At 41.6% G+C, this 12575-nt stretch carries 12 protein-coding genes and 1 riboswitch; of the genes, 10 read left to right on the plus strand and 2 right to left on the minus strand.

What is annotated here, in order from left to right; translation table 11 throughout:
• The first annotated feature begins 17 nt into the window (after nt 1-17).
• The 8 genes from ACYH0L_RS02425 (at nt 18) to ACYH0L_RS02460 (ending at nt 8713) form a co-directional block, all read left to right on the plus strand.
• Nucleotides 18-1637: an ATP-binding protein gene (locus ACYH0L_RS02425; RefSeq protein WP_370461133.1), complete on the plus strand. Its 1620-nt coding sequence runs from the start codon at nt 18-20 to the stop codon at nt 1635-1637.
• Complete coding sequence (locus ACYH0L_RS02430) at nt 1634-2317, plus strand: response regulator (protein WP_099728434.1); 684 nt, start codon at nt 1634-1636, stop codon at nt 2315-2317. Before ACYH0L_RS02425 ends, ACYH0L_RS02430 begins: the two co-directional genes overlap by 4 nt.
• A 124-nt stretch (nt 2318-2441) precedes the next feature.
• Entirely contained in the window at nt 2442-3710 is a 1269-nt protein-coding gene (gene dctP, locus ACYH0L_RS02435; protein ID WP_230031317.1) for a C4-dicarboxylate transporter DctP, read from the plus strand.
• Between the two features lie 211 nt (nt 3711-3921).
• Nucleotides 3922-4944 carry an AI-2E family transporter gene (locus ACYH0L_RS02440; RefSeq protein WP_099728432.1) on the plus strand — a complete coding sequence of 341 codons (1023 nt, stop codon included), beginning with the start codon at nt 3922-3924 and terminating at the stop codon, nt 4942-4944.
• 64 nt (nt 4945-5008) lie between these two features.
• Nucleotides 5009-5142, plus strand: a riboswitch (cyclic di-AMP (ydaO/yuaA leader).
• Between the two features lie 77 nt (nt 5143-5219).
• Nucleotides 5220-6461, plus strand: coding sequence for a dicarboxylate/amino acid:cation symporter (locus tag ACYH0L_RS02445; protein WP_180275553.1), 1242 nt, complete (start codon nt 5220-5222; stop codon nt 6459-6461).
• A 127-nt stretch (nt 6462-6588) separates the two neighbouring features.
• Nucleotides 6589-7515, plus strand: a complete 927-nt coding sequence (locus tag ACYH0L_RS02450) for an ABC transporter ATP-binding protein (protein ID WP_099728430.1) — start codon at nt 6589-6591, stop codon at nt 7513-7515.
• The gene (locus ACYH0L_RS02455; protein ID WP_256499320.1) at nt 7493-8260 is read left to right on the plus strand and encodes an ABC transporter permease; all 768 of its coding nucleotides are present in this window, start codon (nt 7493-7495) and stop codon (nt 8258-8260) included. The genes ACYH0L_RS02450 and ACYH0L_RS02455 overlap by 23 nt, the downstream gene beginning before the upstream one ends.
• Before the next feature lie 117 nt (nt 8261-8377).
• A complete protein-coding gene (locus ACYH0L_RS02460) occupies nt 8378-8713 on the plus strand; it encodes a hypothetical protein (protein ID WP_008359528.1) in 336 nt (111 codons plus the stop codon).
• A gap of 101 nt (nt 8714-8814) precedes the next feature.
• Here ACYH0L_RS02460 and fbpB read toward each other — a convergent pair whose 3' ends face one another.
• Together fbpB and ACYH0L_RS02470 are read right to left on the minus strand one after the other, a co-directional pair.
• Nucleotides 8815-8964: a Fur-regulated basic protein FbpB gene (fbpB, locus tag ACYH0L_RS02465; RefSeq protein ID WP_003214266.1), complete on the minus strand. Its 150-nt coding sequence runs from the start codon at nt 8962-8964 to the stop codon at nt 8815-8817.
• Nucleotides 8965-9316: 352 nt separating this feature from the next.
• Nucleotides 9317-9637 (minus strand): thioredoxin family protein, encoded by a 321-nt coding sequence (locus ACYH0L_RS02470; RefSeq protein WP_099728428.1) that lies wholly within the window; start codon nt 9635-9637, stop codon nt 9317-9319.
• A gap of 184 nt (nt 9638-9821) precedes the next feature.
• Here ACYH0L_RS02470 and ACYH0L_RS02475 point away from each other — a divergent pair, with 184 nt between their 5' ends.
• Nucleotides 9822-10904 (plus strand): D-alanine--D-alanine ligase, encoded by a 1083-nt coding sequence (locus ACYH0L_RS02475; RefSeq protein WP_099728427.1) that lies wholly within the window; start codon nt 9822-9824, stop codon nt 10902-10904.
• A 280-nt stretch (nt 10905-11184) separates the two neighbouring features.
• Complete coding sequence (locus ACYH0L_RS02480) at nt 11185-12549, plus strand: UDP-N-acetylmuramoyl-tripeptide--D-alanyl-D-alanine ligase (RefSeq protein ID WP_482354327.1); 1365 nt, start codon at nt 11185-11187, stop codon at nt 12547-12549.
• Nucleotides 12550-12575 lie beyond the last annotated feature (26 nt).

Raw genomic sequence — 12575 nt, forward strand, 5'->3', positions numbered from 1 at the left:
AAGATACAGGTGAAAAAATGATGAGAAATCGATTGAAATTACAACAACTATCTATTAGGTGGAAGCTCACCATTTTGACATATTTCGTTGTCATTTTCGCCCTTTTAATCGGAGGGATTGTCCTTGTCGGGGGAATCCAGCAAACGGAGGAACGCGAGCTGCGAAAAAGACTCATGAACACAGCGAGAACAGTGGCTGAGATGAATGAGGTGAAGCAGGCGTTAGCGGATCAGACAAAGGAACGTTCTCGATTACAGCATGCGATCGAAGAGATTCGGATTATTCAAGACGCTGACTACATTGTTGTCATGGATATGGATCATGTGAGATTAACGCATCCAGTGAAAACAAGAATTGGCCACCGCTCAGAGGGGACAGATGAAGAACCGGCTTTTGCAGAGCATATTTATTTCTCAGAAGCAGAGGGAGAGCTGGGGACAGCCATCAGAGCTTTTTATCCAGTGAAGGATGAAAAGTTTAACCAGACAGGGGTTGTCCTTGTAGGAAGAACGCTGCCAAGTATGGCAGATATATTAGGAGAAATGAAGCGGGATATCCTCATGATCCTGCTGCTGACGCTCAGCTTTGGGCTTGTGGGTTCCTTTTTGCTCGCCCGTCATATTAAACAGCAAATGTTTAAGCTGGAGCCGCATGAGATTGTCAGAATGCTAGAGGAACGCACCGCCACCTTTCACTCCATCAATGAAGGAGTCATCGCCATCGATAATCAGCATATGATTACCATTTTTAATGAGAAGGCGAAGCAAATTTTTGGAGTGACAGGTGATGCAGTAGGCCGGAATATTTGGGAGGTGCTGCCTGACACAAGGCTTCCTGAAATCATTGATCGCGCAGAACCAGTCTACAATGAAGAGATTCATATGAGCGGAAAGCGGATTATGAGCAGCCGGATTCCGATTGTGATGAAAAAGAAGATTATCGGAGCAGTCGCCATTTTTCAGGACCGGACAGAGGCTGCTAAATTAGCAGAGGAACTAACTGGGGTCAAGAACTTCGTTGACGGCCTGCGGGTGCAGAATCATGAGCATATGAATAAGCTTCATACGATTGCGGGATTGATTCAGCTTGGCAAAGCCGATCAGGCGCTCGACCTTGCGTTTCAAACGACAGAAGAACAGGAACATGTGACGGATTTTCTTCACCGCGTCATTCAGCACGATGCCGTCGCAGGTTTATTGATGAGCAAGATTAGAAGGGGCAAGGAGCTTGGCATCAAAGTCGAAGTGGATGAAAATAGCTGTCTGCGCGATTTTCCAGAGCGGCTAGATCAGCATGATATGACGAAGCTGCTTGGCAATCTGATTGAGAACGCCTTTGCCTCGTATGATACTGTAGAAAGAGAAACGAAACTCATTTCGATTAGTATTGATCAAACGGAGGATGTTCTCGCGATTTTGATTGAAGACCATGGCTCCGGGATAGAAGAGGAAATGATTCCTCATATCTTCGATAAAGGCTTCACATACGGCAAAGAAGGCGGAACAGGCTATGGCCTGTATATTGTCAAAACGATGATCGACAAAGGGATGGGGAACGTAGAAGTCACATCAAGCATCGGCATTGGTACCACCTTCTCAATCGAATTCCCAATGACAGTAGAGGAGAGAGACAGATGACTCAGATTAAGGTGCTATTAATTGAAGATGACCCGATGGTGCAAGAAGTGAATAAAGAGTTCATTATGAGTGTTCCTGGCTTTCAAGTAGCGGCTGTAGCAGGGAATGGCGAACAGGGCATCCAGCTGATCAAAGAGATTCGTCCAGACCTCGTGGTACTTGATGTCTATATGCCGAAGAAGGATGGCGTCAAAACGCTGCAAGACATCAGAAAGCTAAAGATACAGGTGGATGTGATTGTGATTTCTGCAGCGAAGGACAAAGAGACAATTGGCGTCATGCTTCAAAATGGTGCGCGGGATTATATTATTAAACCGTTCAAATTTGAACGAATGAAAGAATCGCTTGAAAGCTATAAAGCATTTAAATCGAAAATTCGCACCGCAGCAGAATTTTCTCAGGAGATGCTGGATGATATCATACGAAAGCCTGCCGTTAAGCAGGAAGATACATGGCTCCCTAAGGGGCTGAATGTGCATACGATGAACGAAATTAAAGCCTATATGCGTTTGCAAGAAGGCGCACTATCCGCTGAGGAAGTTGCCAATGCGCTTGGCATTGCCCGTGTCACGGCACGCCGGTATTTAGACTTCCTTGTCAAAGAAGGTGAGCTGAAATTAGATATGCAATATGGCGGGATAGGTCGGCCTGTAAATAAATATATCGTACATTCCGACTAAGAGACCAAAAAGACCAAAATGTACGATATGTTCATAAGCTTCACAGCCTTTGATGAAATCGCTATCATTTACCTACAGATAACAGTTAAGCGTTTACATCGAAGGGTGAGGGAGTTGATTTTTTATGAAGAGGCTTTTGAAGAACCTGACATTTCAGGTCATTGCAGCTGTCATGATCGGGATCATTGTCGGAATGGTTTGGCCAAACGTCGGGAAAGAAATGAAGCCGCTTGGTGACACATTTATTAATGCGGTCAAAATGGTGATCGCACCAATCATTTTCTTAACCATCGTTCTTGGTATTGCCAAGATGGGGGATATGAAAAAGGTCGGGAAAGTTGGGGGAAAAGCATTTATTTATTTTGAAGTCGTGACAACGCTTGCTCTGGTCATCGGTCTTTTTGTTGTCAATTTCATGAAGCCGGGAGCAGGTCTTGACTATAGTAAGCTTGAAAAAGGGGATGTTTCACAGTATACCCAAAATGGGGGGCAGGGTATCGACTGGATGGAGTTTGTGACACACATTGTGCCTTCTAACATGGTAGATGCCTTTGCGAAGGGAGATATTTTACAGGTCTTATTCTTCTCTATTTTATTCGGTGTTGCGCTTGCTGCACTTGGTGAGAAGGGAAAAGGAATCATCGAATGGCTCGATAAGCTGTCACTTGTCTTCTTCAAAATCATTGGATATATCATGCGTGCCGCGCCACTCGGTGCATTTGGGGCAATGGCCTATACGATCGGACACTTTGGTTTGGCTTCGATTAAACCGCTGGCGAGTCTGATGCTCTCCGTTTATATGACCATGTTCCTGTTCATCTTCGTTGTGCTGAACATCATTTGTAAAATGTATGGGTTCAGCCTGTTCGGTTATCTACGATTTATCAAGGATGAAATTTTAATTGTCCTTGGCACAAGTTCTTCAGAATCAGTGCTGCCAAGAATGATGGATAAAATGGAACGATATGGCTGTTCTAAGTCGGTTGTTGGACTTGTCATTCCAACAGGTTATTCCTTTAACTTAGACGGAACTTCAATATACTTATCGATGGCCGTGGTCTTCTTAGCACAAGTTTTTGGTGTGGACTTATCCATCGGTCAGCAGATCACGATTATCCTTGTTCTGATGCTCACATCAAAGGGAGCAGCTGGGGTAACAGGAAGCGGATTTATCGTGCTGGCATCTACACTTGCTGCACTTCAGGTCATTCCGCTTGAAGGGCTTGCACTGCTGCTTGGTGTTGACCGATTCATGAGTGAAGGAAGAGCCATTACAAACCTGATTGGAAATGGAATTGCAACCATTGTTGTAGCGAAAAGTGAAGGTGAATTTGACGAAGCGAAGAGTAAAACAGCGCTTCAGGAAATGCGAAATATCAAGCAAGCCGTTTAGTATAAAAAACAACCAAAAACCGAAACCTTATGTTCTACATGGGGTTCGGTTTTTTCTTGTGATGAAAAGAAAAAACCGAAAAGCTTGATAAAATTAGAACGAATCGTAAGACCTCAATGACCTTTTGTTATATAATTTACAGAAAGATCCGATATAATGTATATCAGATACGATGAAAAATAGACTTTAGTCCTGGCAGGTGTGGAACGTAATGGCAGCATTTTTAAAATTGTTCGAAAAACCCGGTGTTAAGCGGTTTTCAGTATTTGTAGTATTAGCCACAGTATTGTATCTATTAAGAGGAATGATGAATTTAATTCTCCTGACCTTCATATTCACCTTTTTGATGAATCGGTTAGAAGGGGTCATTAGGGGCTTTTTAAATCACTTCCTAAAAATAGGACAGAAATCGGTCATTACCCTTTTGTATATTCTCCTGGCTGGTGGATTGACGTTTGGCGGATTCGTTTTTGTGCCAATCATCGCCAAACAGGTGGAGCAGTTATTTCATTTAGGAAAGAAAATTGCAGATCATCCACAAGATTTACCCTTCTTTGACGTCATCACCAACGTATTCGGAGATTTCAAAATATCAGCTTACTTTGAGAAAGGGTTTAATTTCCTCTATACATACTTAACAGATTTCAGCACGTTCAGTATCCAGGTCATTATGTCCTTAATATTAAGCATGTTCTTCCTGTTTGAAAAGGAACGCCTCATCCAATTCATGAACAAGTTCAAAACGAGTAAAATCTCCGTGTTCTATCATGAAATTGCTTTCTTTGGACGTAAATTCTCCAGAACGTTTGGAAAGGTACTCGAAGCACAGTTTATCATTGCCACCGTTAACTGTGTCTTAACGACAATTGCGCTTGGGATTATGGGTTTTCCGCAGTTATTTGGATTAGCGGTCATGGTCTTTTTGCTAGGCTTAATTCCTGTAGCGGGTGTGGTCATCTCTCTCATTCCATTGAGCATCATTGCGTATACACTTGGAGGCGGAATGTATGTCCTTTATATTGTGCTGGTCATCGTCATCATCCATGCAATCGAAGCCTATTTCTTAAATCCGAAGCTCATGTCGGCTAAAACAGAACTCCCTATTTTCTTCACATTTATTGTGCTGATTTTCTCTGAACACTATATTGGCATTTGGGGACTCATTATCGGTATCCCAATCTTTGTGTTTATTTTAGACATTTTGGAGGTCACAAATAAGGAAGAAAGTAATTAAAAAGTTCATATGAACCTGTTTACAATTTTCTAAAAATAAGGTATAAATAGTATGAAAATATCATAATAACCACACGCTTAATCCTTCTAAAGGAATGGGGGACCCATGTTTTTGGGGTGAATTTTTCTTTCATTAGAAAAAAGGACATCTCTTCGTCCTAACCCGTCAGCTAACCTCATCAGCGTGAAGAGAGTAAACGGTGGTATATGTAAGAACACGCAGACCCACGAGAAAACTCTCTCGTGGGTCTTTTTGACGAGGAAGGGGAGATTTTATTGAAGCTGGCTACAAAAATTATCATTGCCCTCATTGTAGGTGCAATCACGGGACTTTTGCTTAACATTTTTGCTCCAAATGTATTCAAAATGTTAGATCCTTATCTGTTCACACCTCTAGGTCAAATCTTCTTGAATCTTATCAAAATGTTAGTTGTGCCAATCGTGTTCTTTTCCATCACACTTGGCGTGGCAGGCCTTGGTGATCCGAAAAAGCTTGGCAGAATTGGCGCAAAAAGCATCTCATACTTTTTACTGACAACAACATTCGCTATTATCATTGCAATGTCTTTAGCGTTATTAATTAAACCTGGTTCCTTTGGTTCTTTCGATACAAAGGGGGCAGAATATACACCTCAAGAAGCACCATCTACGGCTGACACATTATTAAACATCATTCCAACAAATCCAGTTCAATCTCTAGTTGAAGGTAACATGCTGCAAATCATTGTGTTCTGTGTTTTCTTAGGTCTAGGCATTGCAGTACTAGGTAAAAAAACAGAAGGGTTACTCAAAATATTAGAACAAGGCAATGAACTCATGATGTACCTTGTGGGAGTAGTCATGAAATTTGCTCCATACGGAACATTTGGCTTAATTGTAACGGCGATTGGGAGCCAAGGTCTTGATGCAATTAAAGCCATGGGGCTGTACTTTTCAGTGGTTCTAGTAGCGCTATTTGTTCATTTCTTTCTCACCTATGGTTCAACTTTGGCTTTATTTGCAAAACGAAATCCTTTTACATTCTTTAAAGATTTTTCACCTGCGATGGTCGTGGCGTTTAGTACGTCAAGCAGTAGTGCAGTTCTTCCTGTTTCAATGGAAACTGCTCAAAAAAAGCTGAAAGTACCAGAGCCAATATCTAGCTTTGTGCAGCCATTAGGCGCGACAATCAATATGGATGGGACGGCGATTATGCAAGGGGTCGCAACCATCTTTATTGCTCAAGTGTTTGGGATTGAATTGACACTCATGCAAATGATCACAGTTATATTAACCGCCGTATTAGCCAGTATCGGGACAGCCGGCGTACCGGGAGTTGGCTTAATTATGCTGGCCATGGTACTGAATTCTGTGGGGCTTCCTGTTGAAGGCATTGCGCTCATCCTTGGTATTGACCGCTTATTAGATATGGCGAGAACCGTTGTTAATATTACAGGTGACGCAGCATGTGCGGTGATTGTGACAGAAACTGAGAAAAAACATGAGAAGGACGCATCATCACCTAATTTATCAATGTAATGTTCAAAAGGGCTGACTTGGATCAGCCCTTTTTTTCGTGGAACGGCTTGTTTTGCGTGATATACTTTTAACAGAATGAGCGGCCTTACTTGCCGCCATAGGCTTTACATCAGAAGGAGGAACCACTTTGCAGTCTGCTGTTCTAAAAGTAGAGAAAGTCGATAAACAAATTGGCCGACATATGATTTTGCAAGATATTTCTATGGAGATTGGGCAAGGAGAGATTGTCGGTTTACTTGGACCAAATGGGTCTGGAAAAACGACCTTGATTCGGCTGATCGTGGGCTTGATGAGAAAAAACAATGGCCGAATCATGATCAATGGATATTCTCAGGATAATGAATTTCTAAAGGCGATGTCATCTGTTGGTGCCATCATAGAAAATCCTGAGTTCTATCCGTATTTAACAGGCTTTGAAAACCTTGAATTGTATGGGGCGATGCACGATGGAGTTTCCGAGGGCCGCATTCATGAAGTGGTGAAAAGAGTTCGTCTGGAGCACGCCATTCATCAGAAGGTCAAGACGTATTCATTGGGGATGAAACAAAGGCTTGGGATTGCACAAGCCATTTTGCATCAGCCCAATCTGCTCATTTTAGACGAACCGACAAATGGGCTTGATCCCGCAGGAATGAAGGAATTCCGCGAGCACTTGCAAACGCTCGTACAAGAAGAAGGAACCTCCGTGTTATTTGCCACGCATTTATTGCATGAGGTAGAAGAGCTATGTGACCGCATGATCATCATTCAAAAAGGACGGATCAGAGCGAGTGCGAATCTCCGGGACATGGAGGGCAAAGAGCAGGTGCTGATGAATATTCAGCCAGTAGAAAAGGCCGCTTCATGGCTCGACACAAATGGATATACATATGAACGAAATGGAGAGCAGGTGCTGCTTCAACTGAACAAAGATCGTGTATCAGAGCTTAACAAGCAGCTCGTGTTGGCAGGGTTTGATGTACTAGAAATGACGCCTCAAAAACAATCCATTGAAGAGGCCTTTATGAAATGGACGGAAGGCGGGACAGCAGATGCTTCAACTGATCAAGAATGAGCATAAAAAAATTATGAGGCAAAAGATCACATTCATTGCACTTGGATTGATCGTTGTCTTTCAAATGACGATGGCTTTAGCGTTGAAACGAGTCATATCCAGCCTTGGTGGACAAGACACGGTCGCGAACTATTTTGCTTATTCCACAAACGTCGTGTTTATTTTACAAGTGCTCGCTGTTGTCATTGGCGCGACACTGATCTCCACAGAGTTTCAAAAAAGGACGATCAAGTTCTTATTCATCCGGCCAAAGACAAGGCTGCATATTTTTCTGTCAAAATATATGACACTTGTTCTCTCGGTCATTTACCTGTTTGTTTTTTATTACGTATTAGCTTTTCTATTTGGCCTTATTTTCTTTGGTACTGAATTTGATGAGAGTACGGGAAGATTATTTCAGCATACGCTTGCAGTCATCGGTTCACAGTGGGTGGAAGTGATCATGATGGCAAGCTTCGCTTTTATGTGTTCCAGTTTGTTTAGGAACAGCCTGATTGCGCTTGTCACTTCATTCTTTGTTTTATATGCGGCAAAATCACTTGTGCCTATCATGTCTCTTTTTGAAAATCAGTGGGGGAAAATCCTGCTTTTCGCCAATACGGACTTTACTCAATACAGCTTTCAAGGACCGCCACCCTTTGATGGAATGAGTCTTTTGTTTTCTCTATTCATTGTAGGGGCGCATTTTGTTTTCTTTGTTGGAACGGCTTGGTTCCTTTTTTGGAAGCGTGACGTAAATGTGTAAAAATTGTGTCAAATAACAAGAAAAATTCATGACATCTTTGTGAAAACGAGTCTGTATTTCACGATAACCGGCTGATTTTGTCTTATAATAGGGAGGAGTCATGGAGGTGGCACTATCGTGAAGAATTTCATTACGGCTTTACCAATTTTGTTGCTGCTGTCGTTTTCGTTTGTGTCTTTTGCCTTCCAGTTTGATCATCTTGTTTATTTCAGACTAGCGCTAGGGATCTTTTCATTAGCCGGTCTTTTCTTTCTGTATACACTTAAAAGAAACATGAAATGGTTCATGGTTTATTTATATGCGAGCTGGATCATTCTTGCTGCCGTTACGACATTTGAGGAACCTGTATTTTCTCAATTCTTTTTCGGTGGTTTAACGATGACTATGGGCTATCTCACGTATATGCTCATTTACTTAGGAATGAAGCAGGACCGTGTAGCGAAATCACATTAAAAACAAAAGCCGATAAAATCTGTTATTCGATTTTATCGGCTTTTTTTATTTCTGTTGAGGTAAATAAAAGAGCAGCCAGCTTTTGACTGCTCATCTTGTATTTATGATTCACGTCCAGCAGCTGCAAGCTGCTTCTGATGCTTTTTGTCGATGGTTTCGTATATACTTTCCATCATTTTAGGATCGCGCATGATCGCCTTCTTGTTCTCTTCAATCAATTGCTGGTATGTTTTGATCTTCTTCTTAGACATGTGACTCATCGCTCCTTTATAAAAATGGACATTTATAAGATTTCACATAGATGAAATTGATAATCATTTTCAATTAGCTAACAACTTCATTATACAAAGTCAAATGTCAGAAGTAAAGATTCAATTCAGAAAATTCACGTAACCGACATATTCCCATCCATATCGACTTTGAATTCTTTCCCAGGAAATAATTCGCTGTCAATTCTTGTCGTGACATCATAAAAACATCTTTTTCTTCATTGAAACGTTTTGGACATACATCTCGTCTTATGTAGAGATTTGATATAAGAGGATATAGAAGAAATGAAAAAGACACCAGCAAGAGTTTGCTGATGTCCTTCATTATCATCAGTTATGAAACGTGTTTTTGAAGAAACTCTGTCACTTCTTCAGGTGATTTTGCGTTTGCACTGTGTAAATGACCTGTTTTTTCACCATTTTTGAAAATTAACAGGCTTGGAATTCCCATGACCTGATACGTTTCCGCTAATTCAGGGAAGTCATCTTTGTTTATTTCAAACCATTCATGGTGAGCATAAGCCTCTAAAATGTCTGGAATGAACATGTCCATTCTTGTGCAATCAGGACACCATGTCGCAAAGAATTTAACGATGACTTCTTTGTCTGATTGAATGATTTCATTGAATTGTTCAGTACTTGTGATTTTTTTCAATTTGTCACAACTCCTTTTCAATGTCATTTTAATATAAAATAAAGGCGAATGACATACAAATGCTCGGGGGGCGCATACAACCTTTACAAATCATTTCAATTCCGTAACAACAAAAATTAATTAGAGCATTTTCGCTTGAAAGTGATAAGATAGTAAAGATGAATTTTAGTGGGGGGAGTATCCATTGAAAATAAGTTTAGGATTGGTTTACGGCGGAAAGTCAGCCGAACATAATGTATCACTGCAAACAGCCCTTGCAGTAACAAAAGCACTTAACACTGAAAAGTTCGATATACATCCAATTTATATTACAGAAGAGGGCGAATGGCTAAGAGGAGAAAAACTCACTGAACCAGTATCAAACGTTAAAATGCTTCAATTTGAACAAAACGCAAAGACGTTTTTACCAACTTCTTTAAATGAGAGCATGTTTCCACAGCCTGCATCACCTGATGAGAAGATTGATGTCGTCTTTCCATTGCTGCACGGACCAAATGGTGAAGATGGAACGATGCAAGGTTTACTTGAACTACTAAATATCCCGTATGTCGGTAACGGCGTTCTCGCTTCTGCTGCGGGTATGGATAAAGTCATGATGAAAGATGTTTTTGCGCAAGCAGGACTTGAACAAGCAAAGCACCTTTCCTTCAATAAAAAAGACTATGAGAAAACAACATCAGACAGCTTAGAACAGGTGGAGCAAGTACTAGGCTATCCTTGCTTTGTGAAACCTGCCAACATGGGATCAAGTGTTGGAATTAGTAAATGCCGCAGCAAAGAAGAGCTTCAAGCAGCATTTGATTTGGCTTTCCAATATGATCGTCGTGTTGTCGTGGAAGAAGGCGTCATTGGAAGAGAAATTGAAATTGGTGTATTAGGAAATGACGAGCCGAAATGCTCTGTTGTTGGTGAAATTGCACCTAAAACAGATTTTTATGACTACAAAGCAAAATATGAAGATGGCGATACAGACTTGATCATTCCTGCTAGTGTTTCAGAGGAGGAATACAAGACGATTCACGATATGGCGATTAAAGCATTTAAAGCCATTGATGGATCTGGTCTCGTACGTGCAGACTTCTTCCTAACAGAGGATGGCAAAGTGCTGATCAATGAAGTGAATACAATGCCTGGATTCACACCATTCAGTATGTTCCCGCTGCTTTGGAAACATACTGGCGTAGAGTATCCTGAGTTGATTGAAAAGCTGGTGTCACTTGCAATTGAACGTCATCAAGAAAAACAAACCATTAAAACAACTTTTTAATGTGAGCAACAAGCAGACACTATCCTACAGGTAGTGTCTCAGATTGTTGACAAAGGGCTAAAATGAACTTTATTTTAGCCCTTTGTCTTCTTTTCAGCGTGATAGAAAACCTTTGCAGTCTAGGAAGGACGAGTACCGGAGCGGAGCGAATTTGACATTCGTGAGCACCAGCACGCAGGACTGACACCGAATGCGAGGGTTTGTCTACACGCTGAGACACTATCCCACAGGTAGTGTCTCTTTTCCTTCAAACATAAAATGAGAAAGAGAGGCGAAAATCATGATCAAACGTACAGTGAAACAAATTGCCCAAATGGCTGGTGGAGCATTATCTAATCAAGCTTTTGGCGAAGAGCAAATTCACGGAGTGACAACAGATACACGAAAAGTATCAAAAGGCGCACTGTTTATCCCGCTTATTGGAGAACATTTTAACGGTCACACATTTGCTTCAAAAGCATTGGAGCTTGGAGCTGCCGCTATTCTTTGGAATCAAAAAGAGGCCAATCCACCAGAAGGCGTCCCAGTCATTCTTGTAGAAGATACACTGGCTGCACTGCAACAGCTGGCAAAATCATACTTAAAAGAAGAAAATCCTCGTGTTGTCGGTATTACAGGAAGTAATGGAAAAACAACAACGAAAGACATGATTCATTCAGTATTACAAACGGCGTATCAAGTCCATAAAACAGATGGCAATTTTAATAATCATATCGGTCTTCCGCTCACCATTCTCGAGATGCCAAAAGGAACAGAGATCGCTGTCTTGGAGATGGGCATGAGCGCAAAAGGTGAGATTGAGTTTTTGTCAAGCCTCGCTGAGCCTGATGCAGCAGTCATCACCAATGTCGGAGAATCTCATATGCAAGATCTAGGATCAAGAGAAGCAATTGCCGACGCAAAATGTGAGATCACAAAAGGGTTAAAAGAGAATGGCGTCTTTTATTATTTAGGAGATGAGCCCTTGCTTCGTGAAAGAGCGAATGCACTGACTCACAACGTGAAAACCTTTGGAGAAGCAGAGGACTGTGATATCAGGGTCAATCACATCAATCAGCTTGCAGAAGGAACTGAATTTCAAGTCGAAGGGTACGCTCAGGCGTTTCTCATTCCTGTATTAGGGAAACATAATGTGAAGAATGCCCTTGCTGCTATTGCCATTGGCCAGCATTTTGGGCTGAATGAAAGACAAATAGCCCAAGGGTTGATGCAAACAAAATTGACAGGGATGCGTCTTGAGCTGTTTACAACAGATAAAGGAATCACGGTCATAAACGATGCGTATAATGCGAGTCCTACTTCCATGAAAGCGGCGATTGATCTTGTAGGGGATATGGACGGTTTCGCCAATCGCATTCTAGTGCTTGGTGATATGCTTGAAATGGGAAGTGAAGAAGAAACGTATCATTACGAACTAGGCCGATACATCAAGCCTGAGTTTATCGATCATGTCATGACGTATGGACGTCTAGGTGCACTCATTGCTGAAGGAGCGAAGAAAGCATTTGGAGACGCGCGCGTGTTCTCATATATGGACAAAGAGGAACTGAAGAAAAAACTAGCTGAAGTGGCAGGACCTGACGATGTTGTTCTTGTCAAAGCCTCACGCGGCATGAGATTGGAAGAAGTCATTACTGCACTATAAAAGTTAGCGGCAAAGAAGGTGACTGA

Source organism: Bacillus sp. MC1252 (assembly GCF_056838025.1).

Coding starts and splice junctions, on each gene's coding strand:
- ACYH0L_RS02440 (WP_099728432.1), top strand. CDS start 3,922: ATGGCAGCATTTTTAAAATTGTTCGAAAAACCCGGTGTTAAGCGGTTT.
- dctP (WP_230031317.1), top strand. CDS start 2,442: ATGAAGAGGCTTTTGAAGAACCTGACATTTCAGGTCATTGCAGCTGTC.
- ACYH0L_RS02455 (WP_256499320.1), top strand. CDS start 7,493: ATGCTTCAACTGATCAAGAATGAGCATAAAAAAATTATGAGGCAAAAG.
- ACYH0L_RS02430 (WP_099728434.1), top strand. CDS start 1,634: ATGACTCAGATTAAGGTGCTATTAATTGAAGATGACCCGATGGTGCAA.
- fbpB (WP_003214266.1), bottom strand. CDS start 8,964: ATGTCTAAGAAGAAGATCAAAACATACCAGCAATTGATTGAAGAGAAC.
- ACYH0L_RS02425 (WP_370461133.1), top strand. CDS start 18: ATGATGAGAAATCGATTGAAATTACAACAACTATCTATTAGGTGGAAG.
- ACYH0L_RS02480 (WP_482354327.1), top strand. CDS start 11,185: ATGATCAAACGTACAGTGAAACAAATTGCCCAAATGGCTGGTGGAGCA.